The 21,304-nt window shown below is 72.3% G+C and carries 14 protein-coding genes, 1 tRNA gene and 1 pseudogene; 11 read left to right on the forward strand and 5 right to left on the reverse strand.

Annotated features, from left to right (window positions below):
- The first annotated feature begins 67 nt into the window (after nucleotides 1-67).
- From ACWFR3_RS14090 to ACWFR3_RS14100, 3 genes are all read left to right on the forward strand, one after another.
- Entirely contained in the window at nucleotides 68-1,273 is a 1,206-nt protein-coding gene (locus tag ACWFR3_RS14090; RefSeq protein ID WP_453734817.1) for a DNA polymerase III subunit delta', read from the forward strand.
- 146 nt (nucleotides 1,274-1,419) lie between these two features.
- Nucleotides 1,420-2,979 (forward strand): alpha/beta hydrolase, encoded by a 1,560-nt coding sequence (locus ACWFR3_RS14095; protein WP_453734818.1) that lies wholly within the window; start codon nucleotides 1,420-1,422, stop codon nucleotides 2,977-2,979.
- Between the two features lie 101 nt (nucleotides 2,980-3,080).
- Nucleotides 3,081-3,154, forward strand: a tRNA-Thr gene (locus tag ACWFR3_RS14100).
- A 77-nt stretch (nucleotides 3,155-3,231) separates the two neighbouring features.
- On the opposite strand, the gene ACWFR3_RS14105 is transcribed toward ACWFR3_RS14100, so the two are convergent.
- Nucleotides 3,232-3,669, reverse strand: a complete 438-nt coding sequence (locus ACWFR3_RS14105) for a DUF4345 domain-containing protein (protein ID WP_453734819.1) — start codon at nucleotides 3,667-3,669, stop codon at nucleotides 3,232-3,234.
- Nucleotides 3,670-3,767: 98 nt separating this feature from the next.
- On the opposite strand from ACWFR3_RS14105, the gene ACWFR3_RS14110 reads away from it, so the two are divergent.
- The 5 genes from ACWFR3_RS14110 (at nucleotide 3,768) to ACWFR3_RS14130 (ending at nucleotide 11,479) form a co-directional block, all read left to right on the forward strand.
- Nucleotides 3,768-4,373 (forward strand): TetR/AcrR family transcriptional regulator, encoded by a 606-nt coding sequence (locus tag ACWFR3_RS14110; RefSeq protein WP_453734820.1) that lies wholly within the window; start codon nucleotides 3,768-3,770, stop codon nucleotides 4,371-4,373.
- A 96-nt stretch (nucleotides 4,374-4,469) separates the two neighbouring features.
- A complete protein-coding gene (locus ACWFR3_RS14115; RefSeq protein WP_453734821.1) occupies nucleotides 4,470-4,868 on the forward strand; it encodes a hypothetical protein in 399 nt (132 codons plus the stop codon).
- 149 nt (nucleotides 4,869-5,017) lie between these two features.
- A complete protein-coding gene (locus tag ACWFR3_RS14120; RefSeq protein ID WP_453734822.1) occupies nucleotides 5,018-5,848 on the forward strand; it encodes a response regulator transcription factor in 831 nt (276 codons plus the stop codon).
- Nucleotides 5,838-7,940 carry a sensor histidine kinase gene (locus tag ACWFR3_RS14125; RefSeq protein WP_453734823.1) on the forward strand — a complete coding sequence of 701 codons (2,103 nt, stop codon included), beginning with the start codon at nucleotides 5,838-5,840 and terminating at the stop codon, nucleotides 7,938-7,940. Before ACWFR3_RS14120 ends, ACWFR3_RS14125 begins: the two co-directional genes overlap by 11 nt.
- A gap of 407 nt (nucleotides 7,941-8,347) precedes the next feature.
- The gene (locus tag ACWFR3_RS14130) at nucleotides 8,348-11,479 is read left to right on the forward strand and encodes a BTAD domain-containing putative transcriptional regulator (RefSeq protein WP_453734888.1); all 3,132 of its coding nucleotides are present in this window, start codon (nucleotides 8,348-8,350) and stop codon (nucleotides 11,477-11,479) included.
- 22 nt (nucleotides 11,480-11,501) lie between these two features.
- Here the strand turns inward: ACWFR3_RS14130 and ACWFR3_RS14135 are convergent, their stop codons facing one another.
- Nucleotides 11,502-13,229 (reverse strand): bifunctional 3'-5' exonuclease/DNA polymerase, encoded by a 1,728-nt coding sequence (locus ACWFR3_RS14135; RefSeq protein ID WP_453734824.1) that lies wholly within the window; start codon nucleotides 13,227-13,229, stop codon nucleotides 11,502-11,504.
- Between the two features lie 172 nt (nucleotides 13,230-13,401).
- On the opposite strand from ACWFR3_RS14135, the pseudogene ACWFR3_RS14140 reads away from it, so the two are divergent.
- A pseudogene (locus tag ACWFR3_RS14140) lies at nucleotides 13,402-13,785 on the forward strand (nitrilase-related carbon-nitrogen hydrolase); the annotation flags it as partial.
- Nucleotides 13,786-13,983: 198 nt separating this feature from the next.
- On the opposite strand, the gene ACWFR3_RS14145 reads toward ACWFR3_RS14140, so the two are convergent.
- Both ACWFR3_RS14145 and ACWFR3_RS14150 read right to left on the reverse strand, forming a co-directional pair.
- Nucleotides 13,984-16,143 (reverse strand): FtsX-like permease family protein, encoded by a 2,160-nt coding sequence (locus tag ACWFR3_RS14145; protein WP_453734825.1) that lies wholly within the window; start codon nucleotides 16,141-16,143, stop codon nucleotides 13,984-13,986.
- Nucleotides 16,143-16,925, reverse strand: coding sequence for an ABC transporter ATP-binding protein (locus ACWFR3_RS14150; protein WP_453734826.1), 783 nt, complete (start codon nucleotides 16,923-16,925; stop codon nucleotides 16,143-16,145). The genes ACWFR3_RS14145 and ACWFR3_RS14150 overlap by 1 nt, the downstream gene beginning before the upstream one ends.
- A 92-nt stretch (nucleotides 16,926-17,017) precedes the next feature.
- Here ACWFR3_RS14150 and ACWFR3_RS14155 point away from each other — a divergent pair, with 92 nt between their 5' ends.
- Together ACWFR3_RS14155 and ACWFR3_RS14160 are read left to right on the forward strand one after the other, a co-directional pair.
- On the forward strand, nucleotides 17,018-18,208 hold the full coding sequence (locus ACWFR3_RS14155; RefSeq protein ID WP_453734889.1) for a DUF2786 domain-containing protein: 1,191 nt from the start codon (nucleotides 17,018-17,020) through the stop codon (nucleotides 18,206-18,208).
- A 238-nt stretch (nucleotides 18,209-18,446) separates the two neighbouring features.
- Entirely contained in the window at nucleotides 18,447-20,744 is a 2,298-nt protein-coding gene (locus ACWFR3_RS14160; RefSeq protein ID WP_453734827.1) for an FUSC family protein, read from the forward strand.
- A gap of 37 nt (nucleotides 20,745-20,781) precedes the next feature.
- Here the strand turns inward: ACWFR3_RS14160 and ACWFR3_RS14165 are convergent, their stop codons facing one another.
- Entirely contained in the window at nucleotides 20,782-21,288 is a 507-nt protein-coding gene (locus tag ACWFR3_RS14165; protein WP_453734828.1) for a hypothetical protein, read from the reverse strand.
- Between the last annotated feature and the right edge of the window lie 16 nt (nucleotides 21,289-21,304).

Genomic DNA, 21,304 nt, shown 5'->3' on the forward strand with positions numbered 1-21,304 from the left:
ACAATGAACTCGACAGCGTGACGAGCGACGTGTGCGACGCAGGTGTGCAGGGCGGAGGCGGTGACCGATGACCGTATGGGACGACCTGGTGGGCCAGGAGCGGGTGAGCGAGCAGCTCGGTGCCGCCGCCCGGGACGCCGACGCGCTGGTCACCGCCGTGGCCACGGGCGCCCCGCAGCCCGAGGCGTCGAAGATGACGCACGCCTGGCTGTTCACCGGACCGCCCGGCTCCGGCAGGTCCACCGCCGCCCGCGCCTTCGCCGCCGCGCTCCAGTGCACAAGCCCGGACCGCGCGCTCGGCGGCGCCCCCGGCTGCGGCTTCTGCGACGGCTGCCACACGAGCCTGGTCGGCACGCACGCCGACGTCGAAGTGGTGCGTACGGACCTGCTGTCCATCGGCGTCAAGGAGACCCGCGAGCTGGTCAGGCGGGCCCAGCTGTCGCCCGCGGGCGGGCGCTGGCAGGTCATCGTCCTGGAGGACGCCGACCGCCTCACCGAGGGCGCGGGCAACGTCCTCCTGAAGGCCGTGGAAGAGCCCGCCCCCCGCACCGTATGGCTGCTGTGTGCGCCTTCCCTTGAGGACGTGCTGCCCACGATCCGCTCCCGCTGCCGCCATCTGACGCTGCGTACACCCCCGGTGGACGCCGTCGCCGACGTGCTCGTCCGGCGCGACGGCATCGAACCGGACGTCGCCGCTGCCGCCGCGCGCGCCACCCAGGGCCACATCGGCCGTGCCCGCCGCCTCGCGACCGACCCGAAGGCGCGCGAGCGCCGCGCCGCCGTGCTCAAGCTGCCCATGCGGGTGGAGGACATCGGCGGCTGCCTCAGGGCCGCGCAGGAGCTGATCGACACGGCCGGCGACGACGCGAAGCAGGTCGCCGAGGAGGTCGACGTCAAGGAGACGGACGACCTGAAAGCGGCGCTCGGCGCGGAGAAGGGCGGCCGGATGCCGCGCGGCACGGCGGGCGCCATGAAGGAGCTCGAGGACCGGCAGAAGCGGCGCAGGACCCGTACCCAGCGCGACAGCCTCGACCTGGCGCTCATCGAACTGACCGGTGTCTACCGAGACGTGCTCACCCTGCAGCTGGGATCCCGCGTGGCGCTGGCCAACACGGAGGTGCTCGACATGCTGGAGCGCCTGGCGCGCGCCACCTCGCCCGAGTCCACGCTGCGCCGCATCGAGGCGATCGGCGCCTGCCGCACCGCGCTGGACCGCAACGTGGCGCCGCTGCTCGCGGTGGAGGCGATGACGGTGGCGCTGCGGGCGGGGTAGGGGGCGGGGTAGAGGTGCGGCGGCCCGGACCGAGGTCTCGGCTGCCCGAATCGGCGGGGTTGACGGACCGAATCGGCGGGGTTGACGGAGTAACCCGTACGGGCACATTGCGTCACCAATGCGATGCGTACCGTTAGTCTCGTTTGATGCGCATCAGAGGACTCCGCACCCCCGCGACCGCGTTTCTGGCCGCGTCCATGGCCGCCGGACTGCTCGTCTCCGGCTGCTCGGCCGGGGGCTCGACGGCGGACGCGTCCATGGCCGCGCTGCCGCGCGCCACTCCCAAGGAGCTGTCGCCGTACTACGGACAGAAGCTGAACTGGCGCGAGTGCGGCGTCCCCGGCTTCGAGTGCTCCACGATGAAGGCGCCGCTGGACTACGAGAAGCCGGGCGGCCAGGACATCAAGCTCGCGGTCTCCCGCAAGAAGGCCACAGGCCCCGGCAAGCGCCTCGGCTCGCTCCTGGTGAACCCGGGAGGCCCCGGCGGCTCGGCGATCGGCTACCTCCAGTCGTACGCGGCCCTCGGCTACCCCGAAGCGGTCCGCGCCCAGTACGACATGGTCGCGGTCGACCCGCGCGGCGTGGCCCGCAGCGAGCCCGTCACCTGCCTCGACGGCAAGCAGATGGACGCGTACACGCAGACGGACATCACGCCGGACGACAAGGGCGAGATCACCGACCTCTCGGACTCCTTCAAGAAGTTCGCGGCGGGCTGCGAGAAGAACTCCGCCGAGGTGCTGCCGCACGTGTCCACGGTCGAGGCGGCCCGCGACATGGACGTCCTGCGCTCGGTGCTCGGCGACAAGAAGCTGACTTACGTGGGCGCTTCGTACGGCACGTTCCTGGGCGCGACGTACGCGGGGCTGTACCCCGACCGCGTCGGGCGCCTCGTCCTGGACGGCGCGATGGACCCGTCGCTGCCGGCCCGCCGCATGAACCGCGACCAGACGGCAGGCTTCGAGACGGCGTTCCAGTCGTTCGCGAAGGACTGCGTGGCCAAGGCGGACTGTCCCCTGGGCGCGGAGAGCGAGGAGGACGCGGGCAAGCGCCTCAAGTCCTTCTTCGGCGAACTCGACCGCGCGCCGATCCCCGCCGGCGACTCCGACGGCCGCAAGCTCGGCGAGGCGCTCGCCACGACGGGCGTGATCGCCGCGATGTACGACGAGGCCGCCTGGCCCCAGCTGCGCACGGCGCTGACCGCCGCGATGAAGGACAAGGACGGCGCGGGCCTGCTCGCCCTCTCGGACAGTTACTACGAGCGTGAGGGCGACGGATCGTACGCGAACCTCATGTTCGCCAACGCCGCCGTGAACTGCCTGGACCTGCCCCCGGCCTTCAAGACTGCGGCCGACGTGCAGAAGTCGGTCCCGGACTTCGAGAAGGCCTCGCCGCTCTTCGGCGAGGGCCTGGCCTGGGCCTCGCTGAACTGCGCGTACTGGCCGGTGAAGGCGACAGGGAAGCCGCACCGCATCACGGCGGACGGCGCGGCCCCGATCGTGGTGGTCGGCACGACCCGCGACCCGGCCACCCCCTACCGCTGGGCCGAGTCCCTGGCCGACCAGCTCTCCTCCGGCAAGCTGCTCACCTACGAGGGCGACGGCCACACGGCGTACGGGCGCGGCAGCGACTGCGTGGACTCGGCGATCAACGCGTACTTGCTGGAGGGCAAGGCCCCGGACGACGGAAAGCGCTGCTCACAGGGGTGAAGCGGGTGCTGGAGGGGCGCACACCGGGGGTGTACGGAGCACCCCCGGAAACTGTGTAGACTTGGCGTCGCTGCTGATCGCACCATAGGTGCGGGACGCGTGCCGCCTTAGCTCAGATGGCCAGAGCAACGCACTCGTAATGCGTAGGTCTCGGGTTCGAATCCCGAAGGCGGCTCCGCTGGAACCCCAGTTCACGTAGGCCGTGAGCTGGGGTTTTCTGTTGGTTGGGGCGTGTGCTTGAGGTGTGCGGCTTTACGCGGCCGGGGAGTTGGGGGCCCGTGAAGCGTGAAGTGCACGCGTGCCTCGTTCCCGGGAAGCGCGCTCGTCTGCGTTGGCCAGCCAGAACCAGATCGGCGGGAGGGCCAGTTCGATTGCGGTCAGGGCCACCTGGAACGGGTGTGGCCAGCCGTGCACGGCCAGGGACAGTAGTCGTCCCGCGCCACCCAGCAGGAACACCGCAGCGAGCCACCGCACCACGCGCGCCGGGACCGGATCCTGCCGGGCCGCCCACAGCCAGGCCAGCCCGTAGCCGGCGAAGATCGCGCCGAAGAACCGGCCCAGGCTGTCGAGGGTCGCGCCCGCGTCGGCCTCGCCGGGGATCGCGGCGTTGCCGCCGATCACATGGAACAGGCCGATGGCCACACATGCGACGCCCATCACCCACGCGGACATCCGGAGTGCTTTGACCATGACTCCCCCTCGCCCCCCTCGTCCTTACTTGACACGCATCTACTAAGGGGGCACAGCCTAAGTGCCGCTAGTAGATGCGTGTCAAGTAGTGTTCGTGTGTGCCGCCCCGCCGACGCCTGAATCCCGCCGACCGCCGCGCCCAGCTGCTCGCCGTCGGTGCGCGCCTCTTCGCCGCTGCCCCGTACGACGACGTGCTGATGGAGGACGTGGCCCACGAAGCCGGGGTGTCCCGCGCCCTGCTCTACCAGTACTTCCCCAGCAAGCGCGCCCTCTTCGCGGCGGTGTACCAGGAGGCGGCCGACCGGCTGCTGGCGGCGACCCGGTTCGATCCGGAAGCCTCGCTCGTCGAGCAGCTCGCCCAGGGCCTGGACGCCCATCTCGACTACTTCATCGCCAACCGCCACGCCGTACTGGCCGCGAACCGGGTCCTCGCCGGGGACCCGGTCATCCAGACGATCATGACGGACGAACTCGACGCCCTGCGCTCACGCCTGCTCGGCGTGCTCCCGCTCGCCGACGAGCGCATGCACGACGCCGTCTCCGCCGCGCTGAAGGCATGGCTGGTGTTCGTACAGGTGCTCTGCGTGGACTGGCTCACCCAAGAGACCTGCACGCGCACCGAACTCCGCGACACATGCATCGGCGCCGCGGTGGGGGCCCTGCGCCCGCTGCTCCCCGAGGATCCCGCCACCGACGCGGATTAGGCGCGCCTGCACGTTCTGCTCGAGCGGGTCCGGGGCTCGATCCTGCCCCGGGGGTTCGGCTCCGGAGCGCTGAGGGGCGCATGCGAGGATGCCGCGATGAGCGATGACCGTGTTGCCGCCTACGTTCGTTTCGAGTCGCCCGTCCGTCACCCGCGGGGGCATTTCCCCGGCGTTTTCGTTCTGGTCAACGGGCTCGCCAAGGAAGGGAAGTTGACGCCGGAGCAGGAGCGGTTCCGGCGGGCCAACAACGACTGGTACGACACCGCCTATCCGATCCCGTCGAAGGTCGACCCCACCGTCTACGACAACGACGTCATGCCCGGCGCCGTGGCCTGGTTCAAGGTCACCGCCACGCATCTCATCGAGCGCGTGCCCGGGTATCTGGAGATTCTGGATGCCCACGGCATCGAGTGCCGGACCGTGCGGTCGTCCGATCCGGGGCGGGTTGTCTACGAGGACGAGTTCCAGGTCGTGGTCGTGCCGCACGAGGCGTAGTCGTGGTCGTGCCGCACGAGGCCTAGGGGTGGGGGCGGGGGCGGCACGTACAGGTGGGGCGTAGGGCTGCTTCTGAGACTTATGAGGATCCTGTTAGGCCGCTGTCCGGATTCCGTCAGCGGCGAACCGGTCCGCTTATGCTCAACGCCATGTGCGCATTTGTCCTGGTCGCGGAGGACGACGAGAAACAGGCCGAGCTGGTCCGCCGCTACCTGGAGCACGAAGGCCACACGGTCGCCGTCGTCCACGACGGGCGTGCCGCCATCGACGAGGTGCGGCGCAGGCCGCCGGACCTGCTCGTGCTCGACGTGATGATGCCGCGGGTCGACGGGCTCGGCGTCACGCGTGTTCTGAGGGGTGGGAGCGGGGGTACGTCTGCTGCTTCCGGGATTCCGATTTTGATGCTTACCGCTCGTACCACCGAGGACGATCTGCTGCTCGGCCTCGACCTCGGCGCCGATGATTATTTGACCAAGCCGTACAGTCCGCGCGAGCTCATGGCCCGCGTCCGCACGCTGCTGCGGCGCGCCCGCGGTACGCATCATCCGGTCGTCGAGGGCGCCGACGCCGTGCCGCTCGTGCTGCGGGCGGGCGGTCTCGCCGTTGATCCGGTGCGGCACGAGGTGACCGTCGACGGGCGGCTCGTCGAGTGCACGCCGGGGGAGTTCGAGCTGCTCGCCGCCCTCGCCGCCGAGCCCGAGCGGGTGTTCACTCGGCCCCAGCTGCTTGATCGTATTCATGGGTCGTCCGGGTACATATCCGTGCGCACCGTCGACGTACACGTACTCAATCTGCGCAAGAAGATCGAGGACGATCCGCGCAGGCCGCGCCATCTCGTGACGGTCTTCGGGGTCGGATACAAGCTCACGGGTGCGGCCTTCGGCGCGGCCCTCGGGGCGACGCCCGGAGCGGCTTCCGGAGCGGCTTCCGGCGCGGCCCCCGGAGCGGCTTCCGGGGTGGCGGCGCGACGTGGCGCGTGACATACCGCTCCGCAAGAGCCTGCTGACCCGGCTGCTCGCCGTCTCCGTGCTCGTCTCCGTGGTCTCGATCGCCGCCACCGCCTGGCTCGCCGCGCAGACCACGTCCGGCGCGATCCGGCAGGAGCAGGGGCAGGTCCTCGCCGATGACGCGCGGGTCTACGACGAGTTGCTGGGCCTCGCGGCGGCCGCGCCCGGATGGCGGGATGCCCAGAAGACCGTGCGGGAGCTGGCCAAGCAGACGGGGCGGCGGATCGCCCTGACCACCCGGGACCGTGTCGTCATCGCCGACTCCCGCAGCAAGGGGAGCAAGGGGGGCGAGGACGGCAAGGGCGGCAAGGGCGGCAAGGGGGCCGCCGGCGCCGAGTTGCCGTCCAAGGCCTCGGCCGTCGTCGATCCGCTCGCCGTCGACGGGACGCTGACCGCCGGCGGGGGGCGCACGGACGCCGAGGCCGGGGGACAGGACCGCATCGATCCGCGGGCGGTGGGGCCCTTCCGGCTGCCGGGTACGGAACGGAAACAGCTGGCGAAGGTGGCCGCGGGCGTCGTGGCCTGCATGCACGACCTCGGGGTTTCCGCCCGCGCCGTCGAGGGGCCCAGCGGGCGGCCACGCGTCGAGGCCCCCAACGACCCGTCCGGGATCCTCGACTCCAGTTGCCGCGATTACGGGCTCGACATGCCCACCCGTACCGAGAGCAAGGCGCTGGAGCGGCTCAACGAACTCACCAACGCATGCCTGCGGCGCGGGGACGCCCCGCCCGTCAAGGTCGGGCTCGACCTGACGTGGTGGCAGTCGGTGGGGGTGTTCGACCGCCGTTCCGGGCAGTACATCCCCACCGAGACGGACGTCCCCACCGAGACGGGCGTGCCCAGCGAGGCGGACATGCCCGAGGCGGTGGGCGGCCGGGGCGGGGCCGTGCCCGCGGAGCCGGAAACCGCGCGGAAGGCGCCGCCCGTGCCCACCAGCACCCCTGCGGAATCGCAGGCCCCCGTCGATCCGTCCGGGGGTGTCACCCGCGTCGGCAACGAGTACGACACCAAGACCGCGGCCTGCGTCGGCAGCGCACGGCGCGAGCAGCTCGGGTCGTACGTCTCCGCGCCCGCGCTCCTCTTCGTCACCAGCTCCGACGGTTCGCGCGCCGCGGCGGCCCGCGCGGACGCGAACCAGGGGTTCCGCCTCTCCGCGGCCAACACCACCCGGCTCGCGGGGTTCTCGGCGGGCATCCTCGCGGTGACGGTCGCCGTGACCGCCTTCGCCGCGACCCGTCTTACCCGGCCGCTGCGGGCGCTGACCGCCGCGACCCAGCGGATGAAGACGGGCCAGGCGACCGAGCCCGTGACGGCACGCTCGGCGGGCTCCGCGGGGGAGATCCGCCAGCTCGCCGACGCCTTCAACGACATGGCCGCCCACCGCAAGGCTCTGGAGGACCAGCGTCAGGCCATGGTGAGCGACGTCGCGCACGAGCTGCGTACGCCGCTCTCCAATATCCGCGGCTGGCTGGAGGCGGCGGAGGACGGCGTGGTCGCCACCGACCCGGAGCTGGTCACCTCGCTCCTCGAAGAGGCGGTGCTGCTCCAGCACATCGTCAATGACCTGCAGGATCTCGCCGCCGCCGACGCCGGTACGCTCCGGCTGCACCGCGAGCCCGTGCACGCGTCCGACATCGTGGACCAGGTCGCGGCGGCGCACCAGGCGGGGGCCGAGGCGGCGGGCGTACGGCTGAGCGCCACGACGCTCGGCGACCCCTGCTTCACCGCCGATCCGCTGCGGCTGCGGCAGGCGATCGGCAATCTTGTCTCGAACGCGATCCGCCATACCCCGGCGGGCGGCAGCGTCACGATCAGCTGCCGGACCGCGCTCGACGCGGTGGTGGTGGAGGTGACCGACACCGGCAGCGGCATCAACCCCGAGGATCTGCCGTATGTCTTCGACCGCTTCTGGCGCGCGGACAAGTCGCGTACGCGGGCGACGGGCGGCAGCGGGCTCGGTCTCGCGATCGTGCGGCAGTTGGTGGAGGGGCACGGCGGGACGGTGACGGCGCGGAGTACGCCGGGGGAGGGGGCGGTGTTCACGGTGCGGGTGTCGACGGATTGAGGGCGGGCGTTACCGCGGGACGCCGGCGCGGGGAGGTCCGTCGACGTGAGCGAATGGTGGGTGATCGGTGAGTACCTGGTGCCGGAATCCGGGACCGGATGCGTGTCGCCGAAGATCGTCGAAGATCGTGGAACGGCGCATTCCGCGTGGGTACGGGGGCCGACTGGCGGGCGCCGTGACTCGCGGGCGGTGGCCCCGATTCCGCGAGCATCTCAACTTCCCCACCCCGTCAGGAAGTTGAGAATGCCTCGCAGAAACTGAGCGGGCCCGGCCGCAACGGTGACACTCCCCCGAGTTACGCGCTTGGCGCGAGTACCGGCGGGGCCGGGCCCGATGTATTGATCCCATCAGGGGTCGCCAACCGATCGCTAACATGTGGCCAACAGTTGGCGGGAGATGGCGTGGACGTGCGGTGCGAGGGGTTGCGGTTCGGGCTTCTGGGCGCGCCTGCCGTGTACGACGCCGATGGCGAGCCGCAGCCCGTACAGAGCGCCAAGGGCCGCGCCCTGCTGGCCGCGCTGCTGCTCGAACCGGGCAGGGTGGTCTCCGTCGACGCCCTCAAGGACGCACTCTGGGGCGGCGCACCGCCCGCCTCCGCGCACGCCTCGCTGCAGAACCACGTGACGCGCCTTCGCCGGCTCCTGGACGATCCGGAGCGACTGCGGGCCGTGCCTCCGGGGTATCGGCTGCGGGTGGCCGACGGCGAGCTGGACGTACGGGTCTTCGAGCAGCTGGTCACGCAGGCCAGGGCCGCGCACGCGGAACGGGACTGGCGGCTCTGCGCGGACGCCGCTTCCGCCGCGCTCGGCCTGTGGCGCGGGACTCCGCTGGGCGGGCTGCCCGCCGACGCCGCGGGCCACGCGCTCGTGCCGCGCCTCGAGGAGGCGCGGCTCCTCGCACTTGAGCTGCGCTACGACGCGGAACTGGCGACGGGGGCCGGTGGCGGGCTCGTGCCGGAGCTGGCGGAACTGGTCGCCGAGTACCCCCTGCGGGAGACGTTCCACCGCCAGCTGATGCTGGTGCTGCACCGTACGGGCCGCCAGGCAGAGGCACTCGCCGTCCATCGCGAGCTGCGGCGCAGGCTGGTGGAGGAACTGGGCGTGGAGCCCGGCCCCTCGGTGCGGGCGGCGCACCGCGAGGTGCTGCAGGAGCCTGCGGGGGCGGTGTCGGGCGGGCCCCCGACGACCGAGGCGGCCCCCTCGCACCCGCTCTCGCCCTCGCACCCGCTGTCACCGTCACCCTCGCCCTCACCGTCGCCCTCACCATCGTCCTCGTCGTCGCGTCCCGATGCCCCGGCACCCCATGCCGGTGCCGCGCCGGAGCCCGCGACGGAACCCGCGACGGAATCCGCCCCCGCCCCCGCATTCCCCTCCACCCGCCCGGCCCAACTCCCGCCCTCCCCGCCCCACTTCACCGGACGCGAAGACGTCATGCGCTCCCTGGCGCGGCTCCTGACCAGGGCGGATGGGGGCGATAGTGGTGTCGTACCGCCCGTTGCCGTGCTGTCCGGTATGGCGGGTGTGGGGAAGAGCGCGCTTGCCCTGCACGTGGCGCACCGGTTGCGCGAGCACTTTCCCGACGGGCAGCTCTACGTCAATCTGCGCGGGGCCACTCCCGGAATGACGCCCCTCACGCCCGAGCAGGCCCTCGCCGCCCTGCTCCGGGATCTCGGGGTCGAGTCGAAGCACAGTCCCGAACACCCGGACGCCGCGGCCGCCTTGCTCCGCTCGCTGCTCGCGCCCACCCGCACCCTCCTCGTCCTGGACGACGCCGCGACAGCCGCGCAAGTACGGCCGCTGCTGCCCGCAGGGCCCGGCTGCGCGGTCATCGTCACCAGCCGCTCCTCGCTCACCGCGCTCGACGGCGCGGGGCGTTTCCCGCTGGAGCCGCTCTCCGAAGGGGACAGCATCGCCCTGCTGCGCGCCGTCTCCGGGCGGGCGGGGCTCGACGCGGGGCACCCCCTGGTCGACCTCGCTGGGCGCCTCCCGCTGGCCCTGCGGATCATCGCGGCCCGCCTCGCCGCGCGCCGCGCGCTCACCCCTGACGCCCTCGCCGAGCTGCTCACCGTAAGCGGCGGACGGCTGCGTCATCTGGAGCACGACGACCTCAGCGTGCGGCGCTCGCTCGCCGTGGCCCTGGACGCCCTTCGTACGTCGGAGCGCGAGTCCGACCGGGACGCCGCCGCCGCTCTCGCCGCGATCGGCGCCCTTGACCTCCCGGCGTACGGAGTGCCGCTCGTGGCCCGCCTGCTGGAAGTGGAGGAGTGGCGCGCGGGGGCCGCCCTCGACCGGCTCGTCGACGTCGCGCTGCTCGACGAGACGGCCTACGGCCGCTTCGCCCCGCACGATCTCGTACGCGACTTCGCACGGGAGACCGCCCACCAGGACGCGGCGGGTGCGGCGGACGTCGTGGAATCGGCGCTCCACTGGTACGCGGAGTCGGCGCGGCAGACCGTGGTGGCGATCATGCCGGAGGGCATGGACCTCGACGACCGGATGATGGGCGTCGACGACCGGTTGCGGACCCGGCACACAGCCGCCGGCTCCCCGGTCCCCGCCGTGCCGCCGATGTCCTCCGACGACGCCTTCTCCTGGGGCGACACGGAACTCACCAATGTCATCGCCCTCGCCGACCGCCACGGCCGCGGATCCGTTCTGCTGCCCGTCCTTGTCCGCTGTTTCTTCTCGTACCTCAAGCGCCGTGGCCGGCTCGCCGAGGCGGATCTGCTCAACCGGCTCGCGGTGACCGCGGCCCGCCGCTGGAACGACACCGCCGCCGAGGCGCAGGCCCTCACCGACCTCGCGGGCCTCAACTACGTGTCGGGGCGCAGCGGTACCGCACTGGCCCTGATCGACGAGGCGCTCGATCTGTGGCGGGAGCTCGACCTCGTGACGTGCGTGCACCGCGCCGTATTCAATCGCAGCCTCCTCCTCGAAGCCCTCGGCCGCTACGAGGAATCCGCCGAGTCGCTACGGCACGGCCTGGAGCTGGCCAAAGCCATGAACGATCCCTTGAGCGAGGCGTTCGCCCTCTCCCACCTCGGCAACGTCTACGAGCACACCGACGTGCGCAAGGCGATCGAGCACCACGAGCGGAGCCTGGCGATCGGCGAGTCCCTCGGCCACGCGGGCGTCCGGCAGGAAGCCCACTGCGACATCGGCTACAGCTATCTCCTCCTCGACGAACCGGACACCGCCCTCACCCACTTCGAGGAGAGCCTGCGCATCCACGGTGTCGCCGAGGACTGGCACAACGAGTCCAAGGTGCGCCTCGGCATGGTCCGCGCCCTGCGCGAGGTGTCTCGCCCGGGCGACGCGGCGCGCGAGTGCGCGGATCTCCTTGAGCGTGCGGAGCAGCGGGCCGACGCCCACATGGCGGGGCTTGCCCGCCATCAGCACGGGCTCCTCCTGTACGAGGAGGGGCGTGCCGAAGAGGCGTACGCGCAGTGGAAGTCGGCGCTCGCGGCCCTGGACGGCACGGACAGCAGCGAGGTGGTCGGCGAGCTGAAGGACTTGCTGGCGGGCTTGCTGGCGGGCTGAATCACCCTCTTGAAACGGGGGGCTACTTCGCGTCCGCGTAGCACTCCACCACGGCGACGGTGAACGGGAAACGCACCGGCGTCTCGCCGAAGGTGATGCGTCCCGCCAGGTCACCGGCCTCGCGGATCGCCGCCGCGACCGTCTCGGCCTCCTCCTGCGGGCAGTGCACGATCACCTCGTCGTGCTGGAAGAAGACGAGTTCGGCGCGGAGACCGGCCGCGGCCATGGACTGGCGCAGGGCGGCCAGCATTAGCAGGGCCCAGTCGGCCGCACTGCCCTGGACGACGAAGTTACGGGTGAAGCGGCCGCGGGCGCGGGTGTTGGATGAGGCGTACCCCGGGGCGTACCCCGGAGTGAACTCGCCGCTCTGGGAAGGGGGATCGGCCGGGTCGTCCTGCGGGATGCCCGCCTCGTCGAAGTCCTCCGCTCCGGCCGCCGGGGGACTGGTCCTGCCCAGCCAGGTCCGTACGAGTCTGCCGTCCTCGCCCGCCTTCGCGGCGTCGTCGACGTACGCGACGGCGGCCGGGAATCTGCGGCGCAGCGCCGCCAGGTTCTTCAGGCCGTCGCCCGACGTCTGCCCGTACACCGCGCCGAGCAGGGCGATCTTGGCGTGGTCGCGGTCGCCGGAGAACGCGCGGTCCGAGAGGCGCGTGTAGAGGTCCTCGTGGCTCCCGGCGACCTCCATCAGGCCCCGGTCGCGGGAGATCGCGGCGAGGACCCGCGGCTCCATCTGGTCGGCGTCGGCGACGACGAGCCGCCAGCCGGGGTCGGCGACGACCGCACGGCGGATGATCTTGGGGATCTGCAGCGCGCCGCCGCCGTTCGTCGTCCAGCGTCCGCTGACGGTGCCGCCCGGGGTGTACTCGGGCCTGAAGCGGCCGTCGCGCACCCAGTCCTGGAGCCAGCTCCAGCCGTGTGCCGTCCAGATCCGGTACAGCTTCTTGTACTCGATGAGGGGCCGCACCGCCGGATGGTCGATCTCCTCCAGCTCCCACCGCCGGGTGGACTTGACCCTGATACCGGCCTGCGCGAAGGCCTTGATGACGTCGTTGGGCAGGTCGGGGCGGACGCGACGGCCGAAGGCGGCGGAGATCTCGTCGGCGAGCTCGGCGAGGCGGCGGGGCTCCGCCGCTCCCGCGTTCCTGCCGCCGCCCGCATAGCGCTCGCCGAGGAGTTCGGTGAGCAGGGCGTGGTGGACGTCCGCGCGCCAGGGCAGGCCCGCCACGTTCATCTCCGCGGCCACCAGCATCCCGGCCGACTCGGCCGCCGTGAGCAGCCGCATCCTGCCCGGGTGCTCGGCGGCCCCGTGTCTTCGCTGCTGGGCCGCATACACCTCCAGGAGGGCGTCGAAGGGGAGGGACGTCACGGGGGATGGCTCGAAGAGGGAGTCCTGGGCGCCGGGGGCCGCGGCTCTGGGGGGAGGGTCGTTCGGTACGGGGGCGTTGTGCAGCCGGGCCCAGGCGGCGGCGGCCGAGCGGGGTTCGCCGAGGCGGCCCTCGTGACCGAGGAGGAGGAGCTCGGCGTCCTCGATGTCATAGCACCGGTCCACGCGGACGCCCGCGGCGAGCAGCGCGGGGTAGATCTCCGCGGTGGAGCGCCAGACCCAGCGGGCCACGTCGGGTCGGGCGCGGACGGCCGCGGCGAGGTCCGGCTCGTGCAGGGTCTGTCCTGCGGGCAGGCCGTCTTCCCCGAGGGGGGCGAGGGTGGCGCCGCCGGACTCGGTGGCGGCGAGGGCCCACCTTTCGGTCATGCGGGTGAGTCTGTCAGGGGGCACTGACAATCCTGCTGATGGCTTGGGTTTGGGTTTGGGTTTGGGCTTGGGCTTGGGCTTGGGCGGGGGTGTCGGGGTCTTGTTGTGCCGGGACCCGCGTACGGGTGTCCCCGGCATGCGGAGGGCGCCCGGCGCTGCGAGGCTCGGAGCCATGAGAGTGGCCCTTGCGCAGACCGACTGTGTCCTCGGCGAGGTGGACGAGAACCTCGCGGAGGCCCGCGACCAGATCGGCCGGGCGGCGGCGCAGGGAGCGGACCTCGTCGTGTTCCCCGAGCTGAGTCTGCACGGCTATCACCTGGGCGGACTGCGGCGGGACACGTCGCTGGAAGTGTCGGACAGCCGTTTGCGGGAGCTGTCCTCTCTCGGCCCGGACGTGATCGTGGGCCTTCACGAGCACACGAGTCTGCGCGCGTACAACACCTCCGCGTACTACGCGGACGGCCGGCTCCTCCACTCCCACCGGAAGCTGTACCTCCCCAACTACCTGGCCTGGGAGGAGCGCAAGCACGTCAGCCCCGGCCAGCACTTGAGGGCGTACGACCTGCCTGGCGGGCACGGGCGCGCGGTGACCTTTCCCCCGGCTGCGTCGGGGCCCGAACGGGCTCTCCCACCCACCCGCCCGTTTGCCCCGCGTCTGTCCCTGGCCGAACGGGCTCTCCCGCCCGCCCGCCCGATTGCCCCGCGTCCATCCCTGGGCGAACGAGCCTCTCCCGCCCGCCCGATTGCCCCGCGTCTAACGTCCCCGCGCCCCCGCCACCCCCGCCGCGACCCAGACTCCCGCGGCCAGCCCCACCATTTCCCACGGCACCACGACCCCCGCCGGCGCCGAAAGCCTTGCGAGGCCCGTGCTCAGGGCGCCCAGGTTCAGTGCTGTGACCGCCAGGCCCAGGAACGTGCCCACCGCCACCGCCAGCAGTGACTCCCCGGCGACCACCATCCGCACCTGCGCCCCCGTAGCCCCGGCCAGCCGGAGCGAGCGGAGTTCGGGGCCCCGTATCGACGTTGCCATCAGAAGCGTTCCCGCCAGGGAGATGGACGTGTAGACCAGGGCGATACCCAGCAGCACGAGCAGCCCCAGCCGCGTCTGCGGCTTCATCGCCGGGTACGTGTCCGCCAGCCACTGCTCCGCCGACCGCACCCGCACATCCCCGCCGCCCCCGCCGCCGGCCTCCGCCCGCAGTGCTCCCGCCACCTCGTCGCGGTCCGCCCCGGCCCGCAGCGCCACGTCGATGCGGTCGACCGGTGCGGCAGCGGCATTCGCCGACGTGACGTACGCCCCGTTGTCCCCCGTACCCCGTGCGAGGACCGCGACGATCCGCAGCCGCGCGGGCCTGCCGTCGCCGAGCCAGACGTCGACCCGCTCGCCCACCCGCCGCTTCTCCCACTCCTCGTTGACGACGATCGAACGGTCGTCGAGGTCGCGAACGTCCCCCGCCACCACCGGAAGCCGTGACACCGAGGCGAACGCCGCCGGATCGCTCACCGCGCGTGCCTCCGACCGGATCAGCGCGGTGCCTTCCTCCCGTACGAACACGGCCGTGGACGCGGACGCCGCGGCCACAGAGACTCCGCCCGCCTGACTGGAACCAGCACCAGCACCAGCCTTCCTCAAGTTGTCGCCTGTTACGACCAGTTCTGCTCCAGTACGCTCCCGCGCCTCCACCGCCCGCGCCTCTCCCGCCGTCTCCGCGGAGCCGAGCAGCGAGCCCGCGAGAGCCACCGTCACCAGGACCGGCGCGGCGACGGCCGCCGTGCGTCGTACCGACGCGGCGGAGTTCTCCCGGACCAGGAGGCCGATGGCGCCGGGCAGTCGTACGGCGCGCAGGACGGGTCGTACGAGAAGCGGGGTGAGCGCGGCGAGTGCGGTGATCAGGATCATCGGCTGGGTGGTGTACGTCTTCCGCTTCATCAGCGCGGACGGATCGCTCCACAGGGTCAGGGCGAGCATCCCGAGCCCCGCCGCCAGCAGCGCGCCGCCCACGATCCGCCGGCTCCACGGCATGACGCCGGTATCGACGGACGCGTCCCGCAGTGCCTCGGTGGGACCCACGCGCCCCGCCCGGCGGGAGGCGAGCCACGCACCCGAGAAGGCGACCGACACGCCCACCCAGAACGCGAGGTGGTACGGCCAGGCGGCCTCGCCGATGGCGAACCACTCCGGAGCGATTTCCGCGTCGACCATCATCTCGGCCAGCACCGGCGCGCCCAGGCCCCCCAGCACACACCCCGCGCCGGAGGCCGCGACCCCCACCACGAGCGCTTCCGCGAGCAGCGTCCTGCGTACCTGCCCCGGCGTCGCTCCGGCCATCCGGAGGAGTCCGAATTCCCTGCGCCGCAGGGCCACCACGAAGGCGAAGGTGGAAGCGGTGACGAAGACGGAGACGAACGCGGACACTCCGCCCGCCGTCCCCAGGAACGAGTTCACCGCCACCATCGCCTCCGCGTCCTGCGCCGGCTCCGGATCGGCGAGCCGCCGGTCACCACCGGTCAGAACCCGGGCCCGCTCTCCGGCAGAGGCGTTCCGCGCCTCGACGACCCTCCGCACTTCCGCGGCCGGAGCATCCACGCCCACCGCGTCCTTTTTCGACCCGTCCAGCTGAACCGGCCCGAGGCGTCGAAGCTCGCGCAGAAGTTCGATATCCACAGGGTGTGGATGGGCAAGCGGCTTCGATACGTGGGCGGTGCCCGGCCCTCGTTTCACCTGGACGGTCAGCGTGTTCTGCCCCATGACGACCACGGGCGACCCGGCGAACCGCACCGGCTTCCGCTCCGGCGCACTGAACGTCGAGGCCAGGCCGAGCCCCATCGCGGCGACGAGCGCCACACCCAGCGCGACAGCGACGAACGCACCGAGCAGCCCGGCCCAGCGGCTGCGAAGAGAGGCAAACAACATCACCGACCACCCGCGATCATCGACTCGTCGCCCGCGACCGCGGAACCGGCGCCGCCGGACCCCGCCCCCGACTCCAGCCCTGCCATCCGCCGGGCCACCTCTCCCGCGTCCGGCGCGAGCACCTCGTCGGCGACCCGCCCGTCCACCAGGAACACCACCCGGTCCGCATACGACGCCGCCACCGGGTCATGCGTGACCATCACCGTGGTCTGCCCCTCTTCATCCACCAACTTCCGCAAGAGCACAAGCACTTCACGGCTGGTCGTCGTGTCGAGGGCCCCGGTCGGCTCGTCGCCGAAGAGGACTGCGGGGCGCGTGACGAGCGCCCGTGCCAGCGCCACCCGCTGCTGCTGGCCGCCCGAGAGTTCCCCCGGCCTGTGCCGCGCCCGGTCGGCGAGGCCCACGTGTCCCAGTGCCTCGCGCACCTGTGTACGTGAAGGCCTGCGGCCCGCGAGCCGCATCGGCAGGGCGACGTTCTGGGCGGCCGTCAGTGACGGGAGGAGGTTGAAGGACTGGAAGACGAAGCCGATACGGTCCCGCCGCAGCAGGGTCAGCCGCCGTTCGCTCAGCCCCGTCAGCTCCGTACCGCCCACCTCGACCGTCCCGGACGTGGGCCGGTCGAGCCCGGCGGCGCACTGCAGCAGCGTCGACTTGCCGGAGCCGGACGGGCCCATGATCGCGGTGAAGGTGCCCGCACGTATCGCGAGGTCGACGCCGTCGAGGGCGGTCACATCGCGGTAAGTGCGGCGGACGGCGGTGAGCCGTACGGCAGTTGAGGTCATGTCTCGATCAAACCGCACGGGTCCGCGCCGGGCACGACCATTGGAGGGAGTTCCAGGGGTATGGCCAGCCATACCCTTGACGTATGGATCCGGTGACCGAGGTGATCGACAAGGCGTTCGCGGCGGCGCTGTACGCGGACGGCGACGAGGGCCTCGACACCGGCGCGTCCCTCCTCGCGGCCGCGCCGGAGGCCGACGCGGAGTTGTGGCGCAGGGGCGAGGAGCTGGTGTGCCGCGCCTGGGGGCGGGGGTGGCAGCCCGCGGACGTCATACGGATGGTCGGCCGCGCCCGGGACGACATCACCCACGGGACCGACCGCGCCCAGCAGACACAACTGGCCGCCGAGCTGATCACCACAGAGACCAGGCGGTACGGGGACACCCTTCCGCCCCGCTGGCAGGCGCAGCTCGCCGAGCTGGCCGAGCCGGCCGAACTTGCCCCGCAGGCCGGGGGCCCGAAGCCGGACCGTTTCTCGCGGGCCACGACCGTCCTCGCCCTCTACCGCCTCCTCCTGCGGCTGCCCGCGGTCGAGCCGGTGGGCCCCGCTCCCGGCTCTCCGCTCCACACGCCGCCGCCTCCCGGCCACGAAGAGCCCCGCATCCTCACCCGTATCCGCGCCCTGCTTGCCAAGGCCGAGGCCACCGGATTCCCCGAGGAGGCGGAGGCGCTCACCGCCAAGGCGCAGGAGCTGATGGCCAGGCACACCATCGACGAGGCGCTGCTCGCTTCGCGCAGCCACGCCAAGGACACCCCCGGTGCCTGCCGTATCGGCGTGGACGCCCCGTACGAGACGGCGAAGGCGATCCTCCTGGACGCGGTGGCCACCGCGAACCGCTGCCGTGCGGTGTGGAACGAGACGTACGGCTTCTCGACCGTCGTCGGCTTCGAGCCCGACCTGGAAGTGGTCGAACTCCTCCACACCTCCCTCCTCGTGCAGGGCACGGCGGCGATGACGAAGGCGGAGGCGGGGCAGCGGGCGGGCGGCCGGAAGCGTACGAAGACGTTCCGTCAGGCGTTCCTCCTCGCGTACGCCAACCGCATCGGCGCGCGGCTTGCCGTGGCGGCGGAGGATGTCACCGCGGGGTCCCCTGATGCGGGGGAGCTGCTGCCGGTCCTGGCCGCGCGTGACGTGGCCGTCACGTCCCACACGGAGCGGATGTTTCCGGAGACGTCTACTACGCGGGTGCGGGGTGTGACGGATTACGAGGGCTGGGCGCAGGGCGCTGCGGCGGCGGACGAGGCGAACGTGGGCCCCGGTCGGCCTCGCCTCCGTCAGCGGTAGCGGGCCCCTGGGCCTGCTTGCCCGACTGCCCCGCATCCACCCCGGCCGAACAGGCCTCTCCCACCCACCCGCCCGATCACCCCGCATCCCCCCTGACCGAACAAGCTCTCCCGCCCACCCACCCGATTGCCCCGCGTCCCCCTGACCGAACGAGCTCTCCCGCCCACCCGCCCGATTGCCCCGCAACAGCCCCGCCCCCCACCCCGGCGCAGTCCGATATGCCCCGTATCATCACAGAGTGACCTGGCTTCGGGCGCTGAAGGAGACCACCCGCTCGGGGTTGACCGTCGAGCGGAAGCGGCTCGAACCCCTTATCGCTCTCCGCGGCGCCGCCGGCCTCGCCATCATCATCGGCGTCAGCCTCACCCTCTTCGGCCCCGCCGTAGCCGCCAGCTCGGCGTTCGGCGCCTTCCAGGCAGCCATCGCCACCTTCCAGCGCAGCTGGCGCCCCCGCCCGGAACTCGCCCTCGCCTCCGGCACGAGCCTCGCCGTCTCCACCTTCCTCGGCTACCTCACCGGCTCCCACACCCTCCTCTTCCTCGCCCTCCTCGCCCTCTGGACCTTCCTCTCGGGCCTGAGCTGGGCCGCGGGCCCGACCATCGGCATCATCGCCTCGTCCAACGTCGCGATCATGCTGGTCACGGTCACCCTCCCCGGCTCCCTGGCCGCCGCCGCGGGGCACGCCGCGATGATGGTGGTGGGCGGCGCGGTCCAGGCCGCCCTCGTGGTCCTTTTCCCCGTACGCAGATGGGGCGCCCACCGGGACGCCCTCGCCGACGCGCTCGCCGCCGAGGCCGACTACGCCCGCCGCCTGCGCCACGACCCCCACGCCGACTTCGACCCGGAACCCCTGATGGCGGCCCGCGACGCGGCGACCATCACCCCGCGCCAGGCCCGCACGCGCCCCGCCGAACTCCGCGGCACCCGCGGCCTGGCCGAACGCATCCGCCCGGTGCTCGCCTCCCTGGCCGACCCGGCGGTGGGCGTACCGGAAGAGGGCGAAGAACGCGACCGCGTACGCGAGATCCTGGCCGCGGCGGGCACGATCCTGGACGCGGCCGCCAGGGCGATCCGGCAGGGCGAACCGCTGAAGATCCCGCCCGCGGCCGTGGCCACCCTGCAGAGCCCGGACACCGGGGCGATCCTCACGGGCCCGGCCCAGAGAGCGGCGAAACGCCTGGCGGCGCTGCTGCGCGACGTAGTCGAAACCGCCGGCAAACCCCCCGACAAGGCCGCCGCCCTCACCGCCACACCAGAAACCGGAGCCACCACAGCCCCCTCCACCCCCTCCACTTCCTCCAGCACCCCCACCCCCACCCCCACTCCCTCCCCCCTCCTCCGCCCCACCTTCCCCGCCCTGCTCCCCATGGCCATCCGCGCCATGAGTACCGAACTCCGCCGCCGCCACGAATCGCCCGTCACCCGCCACGCGATCCGCGTCACCGCGGTGGCCGCGGCGGGCTATCTCCTGGGCACCTGGCTACCCCTCGGCCACGGCTACTGGGCCCCCATGGCCTCCGTCATGATCATGCGCCCGGACTTCTCGCAGACGTACTCGCGAGCGGTCGCACGCTTCGGCGGCACCCTCGTGGGTGTCGCCCTTGCCACGGGCCTGGTGCAGTTGGCGAGCCCCGGCACCGGGCTCTCCGCGGCGCTCGCCGTGCTCTGCGCCGGAATGATGTACCTGCTGATGCGCACGGGCCAGGTCGCCGCCCAGGCCTGCGTCGCCGCGTACGTCGTGTTCCTGCTCGGCATGGGCGGCGAGCAGTGGACGCAGACGGTGCCGGAGCGTGTCGTCCTGACCCTCCTCGGCGGCATCCTCGCGATGATCGCGTACGCCGTGTACCCGGCCTGGGAGACCCCGCGCCTGCGCAACCGCCTCGCCGACTGGCTGGTCGCGGACGGCCGCTACGCCGCAGCCGTCGTCAGCCGCTACGCCGACCCCGAGGGCAGCTCCTGCCCGGACGTCCGCGGCGCGCTCCTCGCCGCCCGCGACGCCCGTATCGCCTGGCAGGAAGCCGCCGCCCGCGCCAAGCACGAACCGGTGCGCCACCGCGGCCTCTCCCGCGCCTCGGCCGCCGACGCCGAGGACGCCCTCGCCCAACTGGGCCGCGTGGCCATGCTGATGGAGGCCCACCTGCCGGACCGCGACGCGACCCCTGTCCCCGCTGCCGCCCGCCTAGCGGAGGCCCTGCGCAAGTCGACCGAGGACGGCGCGAAGGCCGTACGCGAACGCCGCGTCCCGAAGTGGGAAGCCGTACGCAAGGCACTGGACGAGTGGGACGGCGAGGGTGTCCCCGACCGGGTCGTACGTCGAGGAGCGGGCCTCCTCCTCACGACCCTGGAGGAACTCTCGGACGCCCTGGACACGGCACCCCCGCCGATGCTGGTGGACGGCTCGGAAACAGGCGCGCAACCGAAAACGGGCGCCCAACCGGAAACCGGCCCCCAAAAGGAACCGGAAACCGGCCCCCAAAAGGAAAAGGAAAAGGAAGGCGGGCCGCAGGACCCCGAACAAGGCCCCGCGGCCCGCTAGCCGCACAACACCACCCGGCACAGCCGGGAAGGGAGATTCAGGACTGCGGAAGCCCCGCCGTAGGCAGCCCCTCCGGCAGCTTCCCGCCCTCGGTCTTCGTGAACTGGTCCTTGCCCGCGCCCTGCCAGGACACCGTCATCGACGTACCGTTGACCGACTCGACCGTGCCGTTGGTGCGATCGGATTCACCCTTGGCGCACTTGAGCGCGATCTTGTCGCCCCCGGCGGTACCGCTGCACAGGACGTTCTCGCCGAGCAGCGTCGCCTGATTCCCCGCGATGACGAGCGCGAGCGGATTCCCGCCGGAGGTGGCGACCCAGCTGCCCTCGGAGCTGCCGCCTTCCGCACCGGAGTCCGAGCCGGAGTCGCCTTCGTCCGGCGTCTCGGACCCGCCGGAACCCTCGGCCCCGGCGGAGGATCCCGCCGAGCCCTTGTCCTTGCCCTCGTCATCACCGTCGCCGCCGCCACTGCTGCAACCGGTCAGGACGAGGGCGGCGACAAGGCCCGCCGCCGCGGCACCGATACGTACGTTCCGGACGCGCATCCGCACTGAAGTCCCC

The sequence above is a fragment of the Streptomyces sp. NPDC055189 genome (assembly GCF_053606765.1).